Source organism: Candidatus Nanopelagicales bacterium, assembly GCA_037045355.1.
GTDB lineage: Bacteria > Actinomycetota > Actinomycetes > S36-B12.
The window spans coordinates 216,319-236,832 of the sequence record JBAOHO010000013.1 but is presented as its reverse complement, the minus strand read 5'-3'; the positions used below and the strand labels follow the sequence as shown (position 1 = coordinate 236,832).

The 20,514-nt window shown below is 65.6% G+C and carries 18 protein-coding genes; 5 read left to right on the top strand and 13 right to left on the bottom strand.

All coding sequences use genetic code 11. From position 1 onward, the window contains the following. Window positions 1-53: 53 nt before the first annotated feature. Window positions 54-3,608: a TM0106 family RecB-like putative nuclease gene (locus V9E98_07695; protein ID MEI2716865.1), complete on the bottom strand. Its 3,555-nt coding sequence runs from the start codon at window positions 3,606-3,608 to the stop codon at window positions 54-56. 199 nt (window positions 3,609-3,807) lie between these two features. On the opposite strand from V9E98_07695, the gene V9E98_07690 reads away from it, so the two are divergent. Beyond that, window positions 3,808-5,307 carry a VCBS repeat-containing protein gene (locus V9E98_07690; protein ID MEI2716864.1) on the top strand — a complete coding sequence of 500 codons (1,500 nt, stop codon included), beginning with the start codon at window positions 3,808-3,810 and terminating at the stop codon, window positions 5,305-5,307. Window positions 5,308-5,352: 45 nt separating this feature from the next. Here V9E98_07690 and V9E98_07685 read toward each other — a convergent pair whose 3' ends face one another. Both V9E98_07685 and V9E98_07680 read right to left on the bottom strand, forming a co-directional pair. Then, on the bottom strand, window positions 5,353-6,372 hold the full coding sequence (locus V9E98_07685; GenBank protein MEI2716863.1) for a HAMP domain-containing sensor histidine kinase: 1,020 nt from the start codon (window positions 6,370-6,372) through the stop codon (window positions 5,353-5,355). After that, window positions 6,369-7,103 carry a response regulator transcription factor gene (locus V9E98_07680; protein MEI2716862.1) on the bottom strand — a complete coding sequence of 245 codons (735 nt, stop codon included), beginning with the start codon at window positions 7,101-7,103 and terminating at the stop codon, window positions 6,369-6,371. Before V9E98_07680 ends, V9E98_07685 begins: the two co-directional genes overlap by 4 nt. Window positions 7,104-7,444: 341 nt before the next feature. Between V9E98_07680 and V9E98_07675 the strand changes: the two genes are divergently transcribed. Further along, entirely contained in the window at window positions 7,445-7,873 is a 429-nt protein-coding gene (locus V9E98_07675; GenBank protein ID MEI2716861.1) for a DM13 domain-containing protein, read from the top strand. Window positions 7,874-8,056: 183 nt separating this feature from the next. Here V9E98_07675 and V9E98_07670 read toward each other — a convergent pair whose 3' ends face one another. The 4 genes from V9E98_07670 to V9E98_07655 form a co-directional block, all read right to left on the bottom strand. Continuing rightward, the gene (locus V9E98_07670; protein MEI2716860.1) at window positions 8,057-9,310 is read right to left on the bottom strand and encodes a glycosyltransferase; all 1,254 of its coding nucleotides are present in this window, start codon (window positions 9,308-9,310) and stop codon (window positions 8,057-8,059) included. Window positions 9,311-9,360: 50 nt separating this feature from the next. Further along, window positions 9,361-9,900 carry a TetR/AcrR family transcriptional regulator gene (locus V9E98_07665; protein MEI2716859.1) on the bottom strand — a complete coding sequence of 180 codons (540 nt, stop codon included), beginning with the start codon at window positions 9,898-9,900 and terminating at the stop codon, window positions 9,361-9,363. Between the two features lie 562 nt (window positions 9,901-10,462). Next, entirely contained in the window at window positions 10,463-12,028 is a 1,566-nt protein-coding gene (dacB, locus tag V9E98_07660; GenBank protein MEI2716858.1) for a D-alanyl-D-alanine carboxypeptidase/D-alanyl-D-alanine-endopeptidase, read from the bottom strand. Between the two features lie 24 nt (window positions 12,029-12,052). Next, the gene (locus V9E98_07655; protein MEI2716857.1) at window positions 12,053-12,427 is read right to left on the bottom strand and encodes an ester cyclase; all 375 of its coding nucleotides are present in this window, start codon (window positions 12,425-12,427) and stop codon (window positions 12,053-12,055) included. Between the two features lie 308 nt (window positions 12,428-12,735). Between V9E98_07655 and V9E98_07650 the strand changes: the two genes are divergently transcribed. Further along, a complete protein-coding gene (locus V9E98_07650; GenBank protein MEI2716856.1) occupies window positions 12,736-13,161 on the top strand; it encodes a macro domain-containing protein in 426 nt (141 codons plus the stop codon). A gap of 501 nt (window positions 13,162-13,662) precedes the next feature. Here the strand turns inward: V9E98_07650 and V9E98_07645 are convergent. From V9E98_07645 to V9E98_07620, 6 genes are all read right to left on the bottom strand, one after another. After that, window positions 13,663-14,904, bottom strand: a complete 1,242-nt coding sequence (locus tag V9E98_07645; GenBank protein MEI2716855.1) for an endonuclease/exonuclease/phosphatase family protein — start codon at window positions 14,902-14,904, stop codon at window positions 13,663-13,665. A 307-nt stretch (window positions 14,905-15,211) separates the two neighbouring features. After that, window positions 15,212-15,496, bottom strand: coding sequence for a hypothetical protein (locus tag V9E98_07640; protein ID MEI2716854.1), 285 nt, complete (start codon window positions 15,494-15,496; stop codon window positions 15,212-15,214). A 314-nt stretch (window positions 15,497-15,810) separates the two neighbouring features. Next, the gene (locus V9E98_07635) at window positions 15,811-16,833 is read right to left on the bottom strand and encodes an HAD domain-containing protein (protein ID MEI2716853.1); all 1,023 of its coding nucleotides are present in this window, start codon (window positions 16,831-16,833) and stop codon (window positions 15,811-15,813) included. Window positions 16,834-17,350: 517 nt separating this feature from the next. Beyond that, on the bottom strand, window positions 17,351-17,695 hold the full coding sequence (locus V9E98_07630) for a HepT-like ribonuclease domain-containing protein (protein ID MEI2716852.1): 345 nt from the start codon (window positions 17,693-17,695) through the stop codon (window positions 17,351-17,353). A gap of 578 nt (window positions 17,696-18,273) precedes the next feature. Then, the gene (locus V9E98_07625) at window positions 18,274-19,134 is read right to left on the bottom strand and encodes a nucleotide disphospho-sugar-binding domain-containing protein (protein MEI2716851.1); all 861 of its coding nucleotides are present in this window, start codon (window positions 19,132-19,134) and stop codon (window positions 18,274-18,276) included. Next, entirely contained in the window at window positions 19,079-19,636 is a 558-nt protein-coding gene (locus tag V9E98_07620; protein MEI2716850.1) for a hypothetical protein, read from the bottom strand. Before V9E98_07620 ends, V9E98_07625 begins: the two co-directional genes overlap by 56 nt. Before the next feature lie 16 nt (window positions 19,637-19,652). Between V9E98_07620 and V9E98_07615 the strand changes: the two genes are divergently transcribed. Together V9E98_07615 and V9E98_07610 are read left to right on the top strand one after the other, a co-directional pair. Further along, window positions 19,653-20,123 (top strand): MarR family transcriptional regulator, encoded by a 471-nt coding sequence (locus V9E98_07615; protein ID MEI2716849.1) that lies wholly within the window; start codon window positions 19,653-19,655, stop codon window positions 20,121-20,123. Window positions 20,124-20,206: 83 nt separating this feature from the next. Then, the gene (locus V9E98_07610) at window positions 20,207-20,512 is read left to right on the top strand and encodes a hypothetical protein (protein MEI2716848.1); all 306 of its coding nucleotides are present in this window, start codon (window positions 20,207-20,209) and stop codon (window positions 20,510-20,512) included. The last annotated feature ends 2 nt before the right edge of the window (window positions 20,513-20,514 follow it).

Below are 20,514 nucleotides of genomic sequence, written 5' to 3'. Positions count from 1 at the left end.
AGCCGGGTGACCGTGCCGGATCACCCCCGAAGTCGGGACCTTGGTCACACGGGTCAGTCAGCATTCGGCTTCTCCCCCATCACCTCGACCACCCCGAGGAAGGCGCCCAACTGCACCAACTCCGGTGAACTCGTCGGCGAGTGATCCGCCAACGCAGGCGAATACACCACGTACGACGCCCACTGCGCACGCGAGATGGCGACATTGAGCCGATTGCGGGAGAGCACGAATCCGAGGCCACGGGGCACGTCGTCGCGCGACGACGTGGTCATCGACACGATCACCACGGGCGCCTGCTGCCCTTGGAACTTGTCGACCGTTCCGACGGGGACATCGGTCAGACCAACAGATCGCAGAGCGCGCCGGATGGCGTCGACCTGCGCGTTGTAAGGCGCCACGACCATGACGTCGCGTTGAGCAAGCGGTCGGGTGTCCGGGCCGTCCGTCCAGGTCGCACCGACGTGACGCTGAACGAGCTGCACAACAGCGTCGACTTCTTCCGGTGCCAGCACGGTGCGATCGCGATGGACGACGGCGACTGGGTGGACGCCTGGGGTCACATCTTCCAGCAGTCGCTTGTCGGCATCCGGGTGGGACACGAGTCTCCGGTCGTAGGACAGACGGGAGACCGCCGCGGTGAGGTCCGACTGCATCCGTCGGGTCTGGTCGAGGAAATAGCCGAACCGGTCGGGCAGGACCGGCTCGCCGTCGACCAGCCAGCTGAGAGCAGCGACGTCGACGGGCTCGGGGTGGGTTCCCTGCGAAACCTGCGGCAACTGTTGCGGATCACCGACCAGCAGGATGTTCCGCGCGGACCGCCACAGCGAAATCGTGTAGCCCAGCGAGTACTGGCCGGCTTCGTCGATGATCAGAAGGTCCAGCGGGAGCTGATCCGCCAAACTCGAGGAGCAGAACGTCCAGGCAGTGCCTCCGACGGCTGCACCCCCCGTGTGGAATGTGAGCCAATCGTCGATCTTGGCGTGGTGATACGGCTTGCGCGTACCGAATCCCGTCTTGGGCTTCTTGGCGATGTGATCTGGCGGGACACCAAGGGCCAATGCCGTGTCGAGCAGGTTCTCGACCGCTTTGTGCGACTGCGAGACCACGCCGACACGGCGCCCTGCGGCCACCAGAGATCGGATGACTTGGGCTGCCTGGTAGGTCTTACCCGAACCGGGTGGTCCCTGCACTGCGAGGTACGACGAATCCAACGCCTCGACAGCTGCAGTGATGTCTGCTGTCTCGTCTCCGGAAAGCGGCAACTCGCCACCACCGTGCAGTCGCGGTGGCCGGCGCAGGAGCAGATCGGTGACCGCCGAGTCGGGAGCCTGCGGCGCACGTGCCAACCACTCGTCGGCGAACGCGCGCACCTGCTCGACCAGGGCGCCGTTGCGAACAGTGGCCTGCGGGAAGATGGCAGCCGGGAGTTCCGCGGGTGGGGCATCCGTCATGGGCACCCGCTCGGGCTTGATGCGGATCACGTTGCCCTGTTGCGATTCGACCTTGGCCTCGGTCCATCCGCGCCCCGTCGTCGAGCCGGTCTTCATGGCAGCTGTGGGCTGGTCGTAGATCAGGTACACCTCGTCGCCCGGCTGGTACTCGCGCCAGTCGCCCTCGCGGACCGTGACCTGCAGCGTGCGGTGGTAGTTCGACCGCTTCGCCTCCCAGGGCTCAGCAGTTCCGGCGTCGACGACCAGCACATCGCGGTCTGGTTCCCAATCCTCCGCCGGAGCATCCAACCGCGCGAAGTGTTCCCACCACTGCGGCTTGGCCTCGCGATCGAAGAAGTCCACCGCCGCGTGCACCATGGCGCGGGCCTGTTGTTCAGCAGTGCGCTCGGTGGCTGATTCAGGGACACCGTCGAGCAGTGCGTCGTACACGGTGTGGCCGTGATCCGACCCATGCTCATCCCCGGCAGGTCCGGCATTGTCACCCACACCGGCACCAGCACCAGCACCCACACCGGCACCGGCACCGGCACCGGCATCCACAGGTGAGCGTTCATCGGTTCTGACGGCTGCACGGCTGTCCCACTCAGCCGGCGCCTCGCCGGACCGCGCCCTCTGCAAATGGGTTCGCATCCAACGGTCGAGTTTGAGGGTGCTGACGCAGTCGACTTCGTTGTACTCGCCGATGGCGTCGAGTTTGGCTTGAGCCGCGATGTGTTCCTTCGCTGCCGTCAGCTCGAGATACGCCTCGTAGTCGACGACGGAGTCACCGGCGGTGGTGATGTCCTCGGTGCGGACCAGATCGTAAAGCGGCTCGAGCTTCTTGATCGAGTACGACCGCTGTGAGATCCGGAAGCTGCCCTTGAACACCTTCATCAAGTCGACCAGCACACCATGGCGCAGCCACTCATCGATGACGGCCTCGCGCGTGCCGTGGCGGCCGGCCAGCCGCGTGAGGGCCGTTCGTTCGTAGTTGGCGTAATGGTAGATGTGCATGTCGGGCCAGTGCGCGAGGCGCGCTTCCATGGCATCGACGAACTGCTCGAACGCGGCCTTCTCCGCCTGCGGGGAGTGCGCCCAGATCGGGGTGAACAAGGGATTGTCTTCGCCGTCCTGGTCGATGGTGACGTACCCGAACAGGTACTCCAATCCAGCACCACCTTCGGCGAACGGATCACCTTCCATGTCGAACCAGACGTCGCCCACGCTGCTGCGCGGCAACAGCCGGACACCGTCGGAGGAGAAGTACTCCGAGGTCACCTTGCCAACAGGATCGGCAGAAGTGCGGGTGGCGTCCTGCGTGACCTGCAGCCTGGCCTGGGCGCGCAGTCGTTCGAACGTGGCCACGCCCATCGTGTCGGGACGGGCGCTGTCGGGGGCGGCACCCAACTGTTCGATGGTGACAAGTCCGGCCTCACGGAGTCTGGCGCTTTGGTCACCGCGCATGCCCGCAACCAGGGACAGGTCCCGGTCGTCGTCGCGGCCCTGACCGCAGACCTCGGACCAGTGACATGACCCGCAGGCGGACCGCCGGTCTCCCCAGATGCGAGGCGGTATGACCGGACCGTTTGCGAGCTGGGTGAGCAGGTCCGCGCGGACCCGGTGCAAGACCGGGAGAACATCGTCAACGGATCGGCTGACGATCTCGTCGTTGCCCAACCAGACATGCAGCTGCCGCGGCAAGGGATATCCCAGACGCTCGAGTTGCTCGCTGTACGCCGCGAGCTGCAGCAGCGCACCCGGCTTGGCGCTGCGCGCGAGTTTGGTGTCGTAGACCTCGTACCCGTCGGCGCCACGGATCACGAAGTCGGCGTGCCCGCGGAAGTGCTCATCGAAGAACGTCGCCTGGAACACGACATCGACGCCGGCAGCGAGAGCCTCGGCGGTCTGGGCAGCCGCTGCCCGTAAGGCTGCGCGGGAGTTGGCCGGCTGGTCGATCTCGACGACTGTTTCGTGGCGGGCACGGAGCAGTTCGAGCACCCGTCGCTCATGCGCACCACCGTGCTTGCCGGCCAGCACATGCATCCCGTCCGCTTCACCGGGCTCCACCGGCAGCAGGCCCGCTCTCAGCGCGAGGTCGAGCGCCGTGCGGTGGTCGCAGTCCATCCGGGCCACCAGATCCGTCGGGCTGTAGACCCATCCCCCGTCGAGCAACTGCATGCTGAGCCTTCCTCCCGTACCGCCACGATTCCTCTGTTCCGCTGACGCGCGGAACCTGCCTACCTGCCGCCTAACCCCACTATCACCCGCACGTCCGACACAAAGCGGTTTACGGAGTCGCCTTGGCGCTGATCAGGCACTGTCACCCATCCGCACCCATCGATTGCTGGGCGCGTCGCTGCCCCCGTAGCCTGCCACGGTGAACACTTCGTGGACCTGGGCCCGGACCTCGGCACTGATAATCGGGGGCGGCGCCCTTGCGCTGGCGGCACTGCTTTCCCCTGCTGCGACTGCCGGCGACACCCCGGAGATCAAGTTCGCTGCGCAGAAGGAGTACCCCGCAGGCAACCGGTCCCAGGCCATTGCCCTGGGAGACATCGACAGCGACGGCACAGTCGATGCGGTCACCGCCAACCGTTCCGCTGGGACGGTGAGCGTCCTGAAGAACAACGGCTCCGGGGGGTTCGGATCAAAGACCGAGTACCGAGTCGGCACGGGACCTTGGTCAGTAGCCGTCGGTGATGTCACCGGAGATGGACGTCTCGACATAGTCGCCACCAACTACGTCAGCAACTCGATCAGCCTCCTGCGCAATGTCGGAAACGGCGTGTTCGCCGACAAGGTCGACTCCCCTACTGGCACCAGCCCCTACTCAGTGACTGTGGGCGATGTCTCTGGCGATGGTCGACTTGACGTGGTGACGGCCAACAACGGCGCGAACTCGGTCAGTGTCCTGGTCAATACCGGTCAAGGGACCCTTGCACCGAAGGTCGACTACCCGACCGGCGTCGGTCCCTGGTCGGTCGCACTGGGGAAAGTCAACAACGACAAGTCCCTGGACATCGTCACCGCCAACATCGGTGCGGACAGCGTGAGTGTGCTTTTGAACACCGGCAAGGGTGGGTTCGCTGATCGCGTCGACTACCCGACCGGACGAAAGCCGGCCGCGGTCGCACTCGGGCGCGTCGATCCCAACAGCAAGCTGGACATCGTCACGGCCAACAGTGAAGGCGCATCTGCCAGTGTCCTGACCGGAAACGGCAAAGGCGGGTTCAAGCCCAGCGTCGAGTATCCCGCTGGATCCCAGCCGTCCGCATTGGCTCTCCAGGACCTTACCGGCGACGGTCTGATGGACGCCGTCGTCACTGACTTCGACGGCAGCGAGGTCAGCGTTCTGCCCAACACGGGCAAGGGCACCCTGGCCGCGCGAACCCAGTATGCGACGGGGAAGGGACCGCGAGGTGTAGCGCTCGGGGATCTCACCAGGGACGGCAAGCCGGACATTGTGACCGCGAACATGAACGCGAACTCCATCAGCGTCCTGCTCAACACGAGTCCGCTGAAACTGACCGAGGAACGTGGCAGCCTTCACATCACACCGCCGCCGGGAACCGTCGGTGTGGCCGTGCGCTACACGGTTCAGTACAACAAGCCGCACCGGGTGGCGGCCGGTAGGCCCTGGCGCACCTGGGCGAAGCGCTGGCCCGCTGATCGTCTGACCATCCCGCTGAAGGACACCCGAACCCGGGAGGAGTGCGCCGTCGCGGGCAAGCCGAGCGCAATCTGTCGCCGTGCCCTGGGCACACACGATTCGGGAGAGACGTATACCTACCGCCTGATCGCGAAGGTGCGGCCCACCACCGGCTCGGCCGAAGAGTGGATCCGCGCCCGGGACGACCTGACCGTAACCCGACGCTGAAGTCGGACACCGCCCGTGACGCGGTCCGTGATCGCGACTCAACCGCTACGTCGCGACCGGCTGGGCAGAGATCGCGGGAAGACTGATGCTGAACTCGCACCCATCGTCGGTGTTGTGCACCGCCAGGCTCCCCCCGTGCGCCATGACCACGCGCTGGGTGATCGCGAGGCCCAGACCGGCGCCGGCGTCTCCCGGGGTCCGCGCAGAGGTTCCGCGCCAGCCCGCCTCGAAGAGTCGGTCCATGTGCTCATCGGGGATGCCACCGCACTGGTCGCGCACCGACACCTGCGCAGTGCCGTCGGATCCCGTCACGGTCACGGCGACGAAACCGTCAGGTCGGGTGTGCCGCAGAGCGTTGACGATGAGGTTGTTGATCGCCCGACCGAGTTCCGTGGGATCGGCCGATACTTCCGCCAAACCGCGGGCCGCGCCCTCCAGCGTGATGTTCAACCGGTGTGCCAGTGGCTGGTTGTCGGCCACGACATCTGACACGAGATCCGAGAGATCGAGGGCCTCGACCTGGATCTGCGCCTCGGTCCCCTGCAGCCGGGACAACGTCGCGAGGTCCTCGATAATGACCGCGAGACCGTCCACCTCTCGGGTCATGCGCGTGGCGTAGTCGGGCGGGGCGAGCCCGTCCTCATACGCCTCAGTAAGGGCCCGCATGCGCGCCAGCGGAGTGCGGATGTCGTGACTCAGCCAGGAGATCAGTTCTCGGCGGCGGTCTTCGACGGCGCGGTCGCGTTGCCGGGCTGCCGCTTCTTCGGCGGCCCGCTGCTGAAGCGCCGCGACCCGTCGGCCGGCGATGACACCGAACATCACGGCGATAGGAGTGGAGACGGCCAGCACCAGCGCGATAACCAGGACCTGTTGGGGTTCGAGAAGCATCGTCAGACTCGCGGCCACGACGCCGGCGGCGATGCTGGCGACGGCGACAAGAGGCGCAAGCCGGACAGCCCACAGCGTGGACCGCCGGGTGAACCGGTACAACAGTGCGAGTGCGATGGCGCCGACGATCAACGCTGACCCGGCGGCGATGAGAACGGCGGTGACGGAGTGGCTCATGAAGCAACCTCCGGCGTCGCCGCCGCCGGATCCGCCGTGTCGGGCGTCGGATCCCAGCGGTAGCCGACGCCCCACACGGTGACGAGCCGCTGTGGGTTGGCAGGGTCAACTTCGACCTTCTCCCGCAGCCGACGCACGTGCACGGTGACGGTGGATTTGTCGCCGTAACTCCAGTCCCAGACATCTTCCAGCAGTTGCTCGCGGGTCAATGCCTGGCCCGGATGATCGAGCAGGTGGGCGAGGAGATCGAACTCGCGCATCGTCAACGACAGATCCGCACCGGCGTGGGTGGCTTGGCGCGATCGCCGATCCAGCACCAGGTCACCATCACGGATGATCGGCTCCCGGGTGTCAACCGCGCGGGTGGCCTGCGAGCGGCGCAACACGGACTGGATGCGCAGGACGAGTTCGCGGGGGCTGAACGGTTTGACGACGTAGTCGTCGGCTCCTGCGGTGAGTCCGGAGATCCGGTCGATCTCCTCGGATCGCGCTGTCAGCAGGATGACGGGCAGCTCTGGGTTCGTGCGCCGGATCTCACCGCACAGTTGGATGCCGTCGGCGTCGGGCAGCATGACGTCGAGCACCAGCAGGTCCGGGTCCATCTGCTCGATCGTCGCGTGCAGTCCGCTGCCGACGTCGACGTGGCGGCCCTCGAGTTCGGCGCGCTTCAGATAACTCAGCAGCACTCCGCCGACAGTGCGATCGTCGTCGACGACCAGGATTCCGCTCACACCCCGAGAGTAGGTGCGATCACCCCTCTGAGCGAGGGTGCGCCCGCACCGTAAGACTCTGGTAATCGAATCCGGCTATCACCGGGCGCCGCGATGGGTTGTTCTTGATGAAGCGTCAAACGCGACCGAGGAGAATCCAGTGACCAGCGAACGAAGCGCCGCAGTGACATCCCCCGCATCGACCGAGCAGAGTCCAGGCGACACCACCGTCGGTGCGAAGCGCAAGCGACGCTGGACCAGTCCCAAGATTCTGATCCCCGCGATCGTGATCGTGCTGGCCCTGCTGACCGTTGCGGCTCTGGCCTTCCAGCCATGGCGCCTGATCCTGGACCAGACCGTCGATGAAGCGATTCCGGTGGCGGCCGTTGCCGTCCCTGATGCCGGGCAGGGCAGCTGCCGCCACGGCAACAGCCACAGGACCGGCCACGTTGCTCTCGGGTTCCTTCATCAGCCACGAGCACGAGACACAGGGCACCGCGAAGATCCTCGAGCTGGCCGATGGTCAGCGGATCCTGCGGCTGGAGGGCTTCCGCACCAGCAACGGTCCGGACCTGAAGGTGTGGCTGACCGACTCTCGGGTCATCGACGGGACCGACGGCTGGTTCGTCTTCGACGACGGCGAGTACGTCGACCTCGGCCCGCTCAAGGGCAACGTCGGTAACCAGAACTACGTCATCCCGAGCGATGTCGACCTGGACCAGTTGCGCAGCGTCGCCATCTGGTGCGACCGGTTCAGCGTGTCCTTCGGCGCCGCTGAACTCAGGCCTTGAAAGGTGGCAGGATCGGGCTGACTGACGCAGTCAGGTGACCACAGGGGGCTCAACTTGAACCAAGACGCCTCACGACCCGGCACATCGACAAACAGACCATGGCCATGTGCCGGACCCGGCCCATGAATGGTGATGACGACATCGAGTTCTGAGTCAACGCAGCCTCAGCCAGAATGCGTGACGTCACCCTCGGGGGGCTGGGCTGACTGGGCCAAAGTGACGAACAGTCGCCTCGACGATGGTGACAATGTCGGTTTGCCCGAAGCCGGACGCGATCGTTTCGGCCACCGCATGGGCAGAGTCGCGATACTTCGGACTCGCCAGGACCTCCTCGATCGCCGACCTGATCTTGGCCGAACTGGATGAGCGTTTGACTTTGACACCGATACCCAGGCTGACCAGACGGGCCGCATTGTCCGTCTGATCCCGAGCAATGGGAATGCAGACCATGGGTACTCCGGCGGCGAGGCCCTTCATGGCCGTTCCATGACCGCAGTGCGTGACCAGAACCGAGGCATCCGCAAGAACCTGCTCGTGCGGCACGGACTCCACTATGACGACATCCGGTGTGCCGACCACTTCGCCCTCCCTGATGGAGGGCCCACGGGAGACGATGGCCCGGACCGGCAGCTCCGAGAGGGCGTCGACGATCCGCTGGAGCAGGTCGACGTGATCCTGGAAAGTCGAAGACAGTCCCACGACCACCAAGGGACGCTGGTCGTCTGGGGCCCATGGGGCTTGCCACGGTCGCACCCAGGACGGATCGTCGAGCATCGGACCGGTCCAGGACACATTTGCTGGAGCCGACGATGTCGGATGGTCGAAGGCGCGGGCAGTGAGAACCGCTATTGCCGAGGAGTTCCGCACCTGATCCATGGCGTGTTTGATGGGTGGAAGATCCAAGCTCGCGCGTACAGCGTTCATGGTGGGCACCCACTTGTCGTAGAACCACTCGGTCATCCTTCTAATCGCAGCATCACGCGGCCACTCCAGGAATCCCGGGACGGGCAGCAAGGCGGAGCCTTGGGGCGGGAACCCGGCCGTGGGGACCGGGTAGGGGAAGGTAACCAGAACGGTGCACGGCAATGATCGTGCCTCTGCCGCGATTGACGCCCACGGAACCATGAAGTCGCACAGGACGGCGGTGATGTCGTATTCATCGATCGCTGCCAGGACGTCCGCCGTCCAGTCCGGGCCCGCGTCAATGAAGTAGCCACGGAACTCTGCCTTGAAGAACTTCTGCTGGCTCTTGAAGGCGTAGTCCCGGATGATGTCGTCGGTCCGATCCCGCGTCTGCCGATGGGGTGCGCGCGACCAACTCCGGAACGTGGCTCCAGCTGCGGCGGCCTCCTCGGCGATGGTGGGGTCGCCAAGGACCACCACCTGGTGGCCACTGGCGGTCAACCGGCGCGCCACCTCCATGAGAGGTGGAACCACACCTCCACCGTCCCACAGGGCAAGCAGTATCTTTTGGTTCCCCATGACAGTCACTCCTCGGTTCTTCGCTGCAGGTCATGTCGTTCCCACGTGCTGGTGAGCGCCTCGAGGTGCTCGCGCATGATGCGTTCGGCGGTGGTGGAGTCACAGTCAAATCGGTGTCGAATCGCCCACCAACTGCGAACCTCGGTGGCAGCGAACAGGCACATCAGTCGGTCACGTCGTTCCGGAAGCGACTCGGGTAACCATCGAGCGAAAGTCTGTTCAAGCCAGGAGAGGTGGCTCTCGCGGGCCATCTGCACCCACTCCCCGAGCCAGGCGTAACGCAGTTCCGCGTCGCCCATGCGATAGATCATCTCGGCCATCTCGTCGTAGCGAGCGGCCAGCACCTGGGCCACCTGAGCGGGGTCTGAGGTCGACACCGCTCGCCGTGACTCCTCGTCACCACGCGCATCATCCATGGCTGCCTGCAGCAGTTGCTCCTTGGTCCCGAACTGGCGAGTCACGGTCTTGAGCGAGACTCCTGCTTCATCTGCGACCCCCTGCAACGTCACATCGTCGAAGGATCCCCGGACCATGAGCGCGCCCACGGCCCATATGATCTGGCGCCGGCGTTCCTGCACTTGCTCTTGGCGGCGCGATTGGCGGTAGGTCCGAGTCATTTCGCGACTACCATATGGTCACGAAATTGGTTTGTCCAGCGATTGGGCGGCCTGCCCAAGCTTCGGGACCATGCGTTCGACGTCTCCCCATTGACCGCGGGAGTCCCAAGGGAGTCCTGGCGAACCCTCCGGCGATCCTGCGAGCGCTCACGCGACCAACCGCAACCGGCGCACCCGCCGCCAGGGCCTTGCCACCATCCCGACCGACGGGCCCGCACAACCCGAGGAGGCCCCGAGATGGAGAACACCAGCCACGCGGCGAGGCATGACCGCGGTCAAAGCGGAAGATCGGGTGAGCACCGTCTGCCCTTTCGCGCGCGACACGGCGACGTTGGTCCGGTGTGGCCTCAAGGATTGCCCACGGAGGACACTTCGCAAGCCACCAATACCCCGCCACATGCGGCGGGGTCTCAGCACCGGTTGGCGGGATCGCGGCAATCCGTGGGCGAACTCGCGTCGCACCCGGGGGCCCACCTCGGTCAGTGGGCGGTCAGAAGGACTCGTAGATGCTGGTCGCGATCTTGCCCAGGTCCTCGTTCGCGGCGAACACGCCCTGGATGTCATCGAACATCGCCTGATTCATGATGATCGAGACGGCCAACTTCCGGCCCGACTTGGCGATGATGTAACCGCCGAGCGCCTTGGTCTCCAGACGCAGGCGGTCGTTGAGCAGGTCTGCGTTGGCCAGCGTGCCGGTCTTCGCGAACACTTGACCCTTGGCTGGACTGTCCTTCTGCACCGTGGCGATCGACCCGTCGACGCCCATGATCGGCAGTGCCTGCTGCCACCGTTCGGCATCCGGCCGGGCGGCGAACGCCTGCATCAACTGCGCCGACGACTGCGCCGTGACGTAGTTGCCTGGCAATCCGGAGCCGTCGATAAGCGAGGCGTTGCGGGGGTCGACACCGGCAGCGGCCAGCAACCTGGCCATCTCCGGGAACCCGGCGTCGCAGTTCTTGCTGTCGACGGACACGGCCAACAGGCACACCTGCGTCTGCGCACCGCGGTTGTAGCTGACCTTCAGGATGTACGTCGCGTTCTGCTCGAAGGTCAATCCCTTGAGTTTGGCGACCTCTGGCCGGTCCCCGATCGCCTCCTCGGAAGGCAGCAGGGCAGCCGGGTTGTCGCCGGTCGCCGATGCGGTCACGGAGACTCCGGCCCGCTGTAGCGCCTCGATGAAGGCAGTGCGCGCGAACGCGGCCGGGTCGTCGAAGTGCCACACCTTCAACACCGGATCGCTGTCGGCCGCGATGGTTCCGCGCAGCCGGACCACCCCGTCGCGCGGAGAGTCGATGGCGATTTCCGAGTCCCCACCCGCGGCCACTGTCTTCACCCGATTGACCAACCGCCATGGAGCGACTTCCGGCCGGATCTCGACCTTCGCCAACTGGCCTGGTGTGGTGGGCGTCGTGACGAAGTCGATCAGGTTGTTGTTGATGACGATCGGCGAGACAGGACCGTCCTCCTCGCCCAGGTCCTGGGTCACGAAGAGTCGGTCGTCGATGATCACCTGACCGTCGACTTCGCTGATCCCGGACTTCTTGACCTGCTCGGCAAGGTCATCGAGACCGGCCAACGGATCGTTGTCGGCGATGGTGGCGCCGGGAATCGCGTTGGCATCGTTGTGGTCGAGGTCGGTGAAGACGATCTTGCCGTCGGGGCCCGTCTGGCCCCCCATGGTGATGTCGCCCTTGGCCACCAGGATGAGGTTGCCCTTGAGCGTCTCCCCGGAGATCTTCCCCGCGCGCACGACCGGGGTGACGATGCGGGAATCGGGGCCGAACTTCAGCCACGCGGATCCGACGCTATAGGTCTTGGTGACCGAGGCCGGCTCCAGCAGTCGCGTGGAGTTGTAGCTCACCAGGGACTCCCCCGTCTTCGCGTCCGAGACCTGGATCGCCCATGTACTGCCGCTGTACGGGGCCGAGTTCATGACGTCGATCGCGGACTGGCTCATGCCGGGGATGGAGCCGATGGTCGACGAATCGGGCGATGGTTCGCTCGCCGGTTGACTGCTGGAGCACGCCGCCAGCCCCAAGGCCAGCAGAGGTGACACCAGCCAACGCCACAGGTGGAACTCCTAAGGCGCATAGCGACCTCTCTTCGTGAAACTGAGCGCCCCCGCCGTCGCACACAATGAAGCCCTCAGGGTAGCCGTGGGAATCAGCGCCGGAGGCCACGCCTGCCGTACTGCGGCTTGACCTTGCTGCGAGTACCTGAGACGCGCGGCCGCTCGATCTCCGTCCACAACGAGTGTCACGACCTCGTTGTGGAAGTCGCTCGATCCCGAGTGCACCCAGTCCCGATACTCGCGCCAACCCTGGCGGCCGACGGATTCCTGACCCAATGACCCCCGGAAGGCGAAGTCCTCCGCCAGGACGGACTCGACCGCCAGGTCATCCCAGCGATTCCACAGTTGCGCGTAGAACAGGCTCACCAACTGCCCCACGTTCATGGGAACACGGTCCCACGCTGCTCGAGGACAACAACGACTCGACCAGGGCTTTCGGCGAACGGGGCGGAATGACAGTGCCTTCGGGGCTCACGGACGTGACTCACCTGACAAGGGCCTCAGCACGGACGGCGAGATCCCGTGCCGGGGGTCTCAAAACCCGAGTACGGGACGCTCATGCCAGGATCGGTCACATGTCATGGTCGACAGCACCTGCTCGAGATCGGTCTCGATGCCTGAGGTGACAGCGGTCCTGGGCGACATCACCACCCAGGAGGTCGACGCTGTGGTCAACGCCGCCAACTCCCCGCATGCGTGGCGGCGGTGGCGTCGACGGGGCGATCCACCGAGCCGGCGGTCCGGCGATCCTGGCCGAGTGCATCGAGCGCTTCCCACACGGGCTGGCCACCGGCGACGCCGGATGGACCACCGCCGGGCTGATGCCGGCTCGCTGGGTCATCCACACGGTCGGACCGAACTACCGGGCGGGTCAGACCGACCGCACCCTGCTGACGTCGTGCTACCGCCGGAGGCCTCGAAGTCGCCGACCGACGTCGGGGCGGCCAGCATCGCGTTTCCCGGTGATCAGCGCAGGCATCTTCGGGTGGCCCCTCGACGACGCCGTCGCCGCGGCCGTGGAGAGCCTGGTGGCCGCCGAGTCAGCCGTGGCGGAAGCGCGGATCGTGGTGCTCGATCCGAGAATCCTCGACGCCGTTCGCAGTCGCCTGGAGGAGTAGCTCGTCCGTTGAACCCCGAGGATCTGTTCGATGAGTTGCTTGAATCGAATGAACCCGAAGGAGGACGTACCTTCGGGCGCTTCGACGAGCAGATCGATGTCGGAGTCCTGGTGAGCCTGGCCTCGTGCCACGGAGCCGAATAAGGCGAGCCTCGAGTAACCACTATCCGCGCCGAGGGCTTTGAGGATCGGCGCCGCGGCTTCGATCAGGACCTCGGGGTGGATGTCATCGAGGTCGGGGGCGAACTTCAGTTGTTGGCTCACGGCCGGCTGGCTGATGCCTGCCGCCTCCGCGATTTGCCGCTGACTCACACCGGTTGCCACCAGGGAGCGCAGCGCGAGCACGCGGCGAAGCCGCGCGATGTCTTCAGCGCGTCTGGCGTCTCGGAAGACATCCATCAGGTCCATAAGACAAACTTATCACCCCAGGTTGAGTGGTCCGACCGTCACCGGTCAGGCTGGAGCGTTCGGCGCGCCCTTCGCCGAACCGCGCGGTCAGAGGTCAGCGAGGGATCTGGATGGTGGCCCGCACGAGATTGTGGTCGGAGGCCCGGAACCGTTCGTCGAAGCGCCCGTTCGGCAGTGTCTTGACGAACACCTCGAACCGTTTCGCGGGGCCGGCGCCTCTCGTCATGATGGTGTCGATCTGCGGACCGAGGTCGGGGAAGATCCGAGGGCGGGGCGGGAAACCGTCCCACCGCGCGTCGACGGGAGTCTTGTTGACGGTGGCGTAGTTGCGCCCGACCCGTGCTTTGTCGGCGAGGACGAATCCCTCCCGTTGCAGAACCCATTGCGGGCCGCGGGGCTGCTTGCGCAGGTAGGAGTTGAAGTCACCCATCATGATCGTCGGGATGCCGGACAGCCCCACCTGGTTGGCACGCTTCTTGGTCCACTGAGCGAGTCCGCGCACAGCGGCGTTGCGGGCGCGGTCATCCGGACCGTTCGCGCCGGTGCCGTTCTGCGTCAACAGATGCATGGATAGTGCGAGCATCTTCGCGCCGCTAGCCCGGTGACGCACGAACGCGAAGGCCGCGGGATTCCCGCGCGCAGGTCGTGGGAGTTGCTCCATGTCCACGAAGCCGAAGTACGGACTCGCGAAGGAAGCCAGGTCCTCCCGGGTGCGCCAGCATTGGTCCCACTCGTCGTCCAGGGCATTCATCTGTGCATCGATGTCCTGCAGTTGCATCTGGTACCGATTCCAGGCATCGGCGTCGCGCCAATCAGGCCGTTGGGACTCCAAGGCCCATCGCTGTCGCTGCAACTCGTCCCTGAGTCGCTGGTATTCATACTCGTCGAGGAGCCCTCGGCAACGTTCGGTTTCTTGTGGGACCTGGTCCCAACCCAGCACGGTGAAGGCGGCGGTGCGGATGAAGATGTGTGACTCGCATCCGGACGAGCAGGTCTCGTCGGCCGACGGGTTCGTGTTGGCATACCCCAGGACGCCCAACCGTTCCTCGACGTCCACCAGATGATCTTCGCCGCCAACCTTCACTTCCTGGAGGGCCAGGACATCGGGCCGAGTGACGCGAATGGTGCGCACCAGCCCGTCAAGCCGGCGCTCGTAGTTGGGGCACGTGTGGTTGCAGAAGTTCCAGGTCGCGAACTCGATGTCCGGACCTGCCCCAGCGGACTTACCGGCCGCGGACACCGGTGATGGGCTCGCCGGCGTCGTCGCCAGACCGGGGGCCGCAGCGACGACGCTCACCGCCAGGACCGATGCCACACCAAGAATGAGTCGACGCATGATTCCCCCGTACCCTCTTCAGACTTGGGCGCGACGCCCTTCGTTGGCACGCGCAACCCAGTAACAAAGAGTACAGGGGCCGTCATTCCCCGTCACAAATGCGACCGTCTCGACGGGGCGGATCCAAGGGTGGTCCGTCGACCTCGCGCGCAGAATCCCCTGAGCCCGCCAACGGCTCCCGCTATCCCGCCGTATCTGGCGGGGGCGCGGGATTCCGCGATCGGTGCCCGCGACGATCGGCGCCCGGGACGGATTCAAGCGGTCCCAGTCACCCGTGAACTCGAGGGCTGGGTCGATAGCCATCCTGTCAGGCGGGAACGGCGGAACGCCTATCGATGCTGCTGTGATCGTTCGCGGGCGAGTTGAATGCGACCCGCGTAAGGTCCAACGCGCGGGCCTCGGCCGCAGTCGCGGTTTCCGCCGCCACGGTGATCGTGATGACTGCCTCCTGACGACTGAGAGTGGCCCGATAGTCCAACGCATGCACATCGGGAGCAATGACCTCCAACGCTTCGAGGGCATCGAAGGCGGCGTCTAATGCTTCCTGAGTCGTGGGCCCCGTGACGCAGAGCTCGACTTCGTAGTTCTTCATGGCGTCGCCCCTTCCTCAGGTTCCCAGCAGGACCACCCTTGCAGCCTCTTGGTCTTGTTCAGCAGAGTACGGCGACCAGACGGACTCAACGGGATGGACTCCACATTGTCACCGCATCGGCACCAGACGCGGAAGTAGCCCCGCTTCTTGGTCACCCGATGCCCGCGCACTTCAGCGTCTCGAAGTAGGCGTTCCCATTCCTTCTTGGGATGGCGTGGACGATCTGGCCCCATGACTCCCCCCCTCAGCGACGTCCAGATGCGTAAGTGATTGCGTTCGCTCTCGGCGGCGCCGCAAGGCCACCCCCATCACCATCACCACAGGTCCGCACGGAGGACGTAGCGCGGGGCCTCGTGTCCGCAGTCGATGCAGCGGGTCTGGGCCGGCGACGAGGGGATGCAGCAGCCCCCCAGGATCACGTCGCCTTTGTCGGCTTCCTCGAACAGTTCGGGTGATGGCAGGCCGTAGACGACCGGACGCATCTCGCCACCGCAGTACGAGCACACGTCGGAGCCGTCGTCACCAAGCCTGGCCATGAGATCCAGGAACTCGCGGTCCACATCATCGCGGTCCACTGCGACGCGGTCGACGCGGTCCACGTCGTCGGGATCCACATCATCCGACTCCACCTCCGCAGCGGAGGACGGGCCGTCGTCGGGAGTAGCGCCCGTCGCCCGGCCCAGAGTCGAGCCCGGGCCGACGGCAGGCGAGGTGCTCGTACCAGCCGAGGAGTCCTCGACTGAATCGTCAATGGGCAGTTCGGCGCCGCTGACCACTGCCCGCGCGAACTCCAGCGCCCGGTCGACGTCCGTCCAGGCCAAGCCCGTCTCGGGATTCGTGCGCACCAGGCGGAAGCGCCGCGGGTCGAAGCCCGCGTGAACGAGGTACTCGCGATCGAAACCGCTGTGCGCATCATCGATCCACACCCAGTGCCGCTCGGTACTGACCAGCTCGGGCAGCAGCGGAGTCTTGGCGTACATGATCGCGTTGATCCCGCGGACGCTGGTGCCGGCCGCGTAGGCGACGTCCCACCCGCGCTCCCATGACGTGGTGCGGTGGTCCGCGTCGCTCAACCCGACGTGAGGACCGATCCCAAGTGCGGCGCGATGGTTCCACAACGTGAACCACACGATCTCGAACGCCTGCTCAAGGGCGGACACCATCTGAGGCACCTCGCGGTGGAAGTGGATCGGGTAGCCGTCGATCACGCGGCGGGTGTAGTCGCGGGTGCGACTGTCGGGGAACGCATTGATGACGCCGTCGACGTCGAGCAGCAGCAACGGCTTGCTGCCGCCGGTGTCGGCGCTGATGGCGTCGGTGTTGGTGGGCTCGTTCATGGCTCTCCCCGTTCGGTCATTGCTGTCGGCGGAGTCTCCGTCGATGCGAGTGAAGGGCAGCCAGTCGCCTGGACCGCCGCTGTCGATCTCTTGACCTCACTGTGCACCGGGGGTCCGACAGAACCGGCGAACGGTCGCCCCGCTGCTCAGCCCGGATTTTGTGTCGGAGGTCCAGCCGATCCTCAGAACATGACGTCGCAGACCAGCACCTGCAGACTGGTGTGCGCGTTCCCGATCGGTCAGGCGGGCCTCCTGCTCGCCGGCGAAGCCCTCGACGACCAGGATCCCGACAGCGAGAACACTATGGACGTAAGCGAGGGGATCTCCCGGGATCGACCGCCGATCGACTGGGAGTACACAGCCACCCTGCTTCTGGCGCGGGTGCAACTAGACCAGATGATCGGCCTGTTGCGTGACATCACGCGCGTCGCGGATCCCCTGGTTCAGCCCGAGCGGGCCTGCGAACAGCTCCGCCGACCGGCGAATCCTTCGATTCTGCGTCAGTCAATTGCGAGAGCTATGGCGTCTCAAGGTCGGCCAGCAAGGACACGAGTTGATCTTGAAACTCGGGGAGATCCTGGATAGCAGCCGTATGGATGATCTGGATATCGACCGACCAGTAGCCGTGCACGATGCGATTACGCAACGCGATGGCATTCCGCCAAGGGATTTCTGAGTGCGCCTCGCGCAAGTCCGGACTCAGTTGGGTGGCGGCTTCGCCCAGCACCGTCATGTTCCATAGCAAGGCTTCACACGCGTCTTGGCGTTCTTCCAGGTCAGCGAGGCTGTTCTGCCTGCAGATGGCGGTTGCGCGGGCATCAGCGGTGATCATCTGGTCGAGGACCAGAAGATCACGCCGCATAGAGCACCTGAGCCTCTGAAAGCACGACGCGCGCCAGGCGTGGATGGAGTCCCCGACGTGCCACCAAGGTCTACCGGCCGGCCGAAGATTCCGGCTAGTTCGTCGGCAAGGAAATCGATGTCCCAGCCAAGGGGTGAATCGGGAGCCAAGGAGTACAACACATCGATGTCACTGCCAGGTTCGGCCGTTCCTCGGGCAACGGAGCCAAAGACCGCGATCTCAGTGAGTCCGTAGCGTCGGCAAATCGAAGCGAGGGCGTCGCTGTCCACACTCAGATCCATGCGTTGATGGTACCGACGGGTGAGCACGCCGTCCGGCAGCAGATCCAGGTGCCCAACGCCCGACAACAGCACGTCGGAGTCAGGAAGATGGACCGCCAGCGCCCGGACATCACCCCATCCGAAGAAGTCGATTCAGCCGGGGGCTACTCGCCTTCGGCCTCGGCGTTTGCCTCAGCTTTCGCTTCCCTGGAGAACGAGTGGTGCTCGATGTCTTCCTCGTGACGCTGCGCGTCCTGGGACTCATCGGGGGTTGGCTTCGCCATGCTGTCCTGCCTTCAACTTCGGTGCTCGCGCAGCCTACGGTCGCGTCACGGTCGATGTCCGCTCGAAGTGCTGAACACCAGCGGTTCCGCCTGTACCCGGCTGGCGCTCGGGGAGGAAGTCGCGAATCGCGTCGGCGGCCGCTCCGGCTCCGTCCAGGCCCGCATACTGCGCCTGAACACGTCGCGCAGCTTCGGTGAAGGAAGGCTCGTCGAGGACACGGCTGACTGCCTTCGTCAGCTCGACGGTTCCCGCTGCTGCCGGCGAGATCCGCAGCGCAGCACCGACACGTTCCGCGATGGCGACATTGAGTTCCTGCTCTCCGTGATACGGCAGACCGACGAAGGGAACGCCGGCCGCCAGGGCCGACTGAACACTGCCCTGCCCGCCCATGATCAATGCAGCCCGGACCTGAGGCAGGACAAGATGATTGGGCAGCACATCCGCGACCATCGTGCGATCGTCTTCGAGATCGGCGATGTCGTGGACCGTGGCACTGATCAACAGTGGCGCCCCACATGCCTTCAGGGACTCCACCAAGCGCCGCAGCAGACTCTCGTCGACGCTCGTCGGTGACAGGTACACGACTCCCTGGTGCTCATCGAGGAACGCCTGGACACGTGCCGGGATCGGGCGATCGAGAGTGGCGAAGAGTGGGCCGGTGTACCGATACGTGGACCGACGTTGCCGTCCGCCGAAGATCGGCCGGGGATCCCGAAGTCGCGTCGGCGGCAGGCCCACGACCTGCGGCAGGTCGGGGACCAGGGTGAGGTCCCCGGACATCAGGCCCAGGAGCCCGCGTACCGGTGCCACGCCGAGTTCCGCTGCGACGGCGTTGATCTCACGCGCCTGCCTGCGCAAAAGACGCGGGATCAGGTTGGCCAGCCACCGCTGCACCGGGACCGGCAGTTTGGCCAACTCGGGCTTGGGCGAGTTCGACCGGCACCGGGGCGAGACCAGCCCGCAGCACCGGGCACACGTAGGAGCCGCCATGCGACGTGGCAAGCGGGAGACCGGCGACCCGTGCCGACAGATAGGCCGAAAGTGTGAAGCCGGTGACGACGAGCCGGGCGCCGGTGTCGCGCAACAGGGCCACTTCGCTCGCCACCGACTGTTGCAGATCGTCGCCACCGTACAGAGGAAGGTCCGCGCCGCCCCACGACAGCAACCCGGCCAGGAACTGCTCCTGGCGCTTGGCATCATTCGTCGGCGACAGCGGCACCCACGTCAGGCCCGCCTCCGCGATCAGGTCCGTGTAGGCCCCGCCGTGAGTCGCGAGGACGACCTCCTCGCCGCGCGACCGCAACGCCTGCGCGATGGCGATCATGCGGGACGTCTCGGAGAGGAATCCGCAATGGGGCATCAACACGATCATGGCTGCCTCCTTGAGCGAGAACATACAATATATTGTGGATATGCACCAGAGTTCTGGCGACGATCGTGTCGACCTTTTCCGCCTCCTAGTCGTACTGGGGATCCGGATGCGCTCGCGCATGGACCGACGCCTCGCGGAGGTGTCGCTCACGACCCAGCAGGCGGCCGTCCTGACCACGGTGGAGACGGCCGATCAACCACCCTCGGTCGCGGATGTCAGTCGCTTCTTGGGGACGACTCACCAGAACACGCGACAGATCGTCGACGCCCTCGAACGCAAGGGGTTGATGGTCATCGAACCCGACGACAACGATCGGCGCCGGCGCCTGCTCTACCTGTCCCCTGCGGTCGCCGAGCGCTTCCGGGACCGCGAAGCAGGCGACCGGCAGGCCGTTGCGGAATGGACCGCCGCTCTCGACGATCAGCAGGTTCGAACAGCGGTGCGCCTGCTCGACCAGTTGGCCCATCCGACGAAGGACGTCGACAGTGAGGATGACAGTCGCGCGCTTTGACCGGCCTCTCAGGGCAAGAAGACTCGACCCGGCGGGCGGCCTGCGCCAGGCGATGCCACGGGGGTGCGGGGTAGCGTTCGGCCATGGCCAATGATTCCGTGGCGCCCGAGCCGGCCCACCTCAACAACCACCACAAGGACACGCTGACCTCGATCTTCGGGCACCCCGTGAGCCACAACATCACCTGGACGTCGGTCGAGTCCCTGCTTGCGGCGGTCGGGTCGGTCGAGCAGCGCCACGACGGCAAGTTCAAGGTGACGGTCGGCGCCGAGACCGAGATCTTCGAGCGGCCGCGGGGCAAGGACATCGACACCCAACAGGTCGTCGACCTGCGCCGGATGCTGCGCAACGCGGGATTCGAGCCGCAGGCACCCGGCAAGGAGGTCTGAGG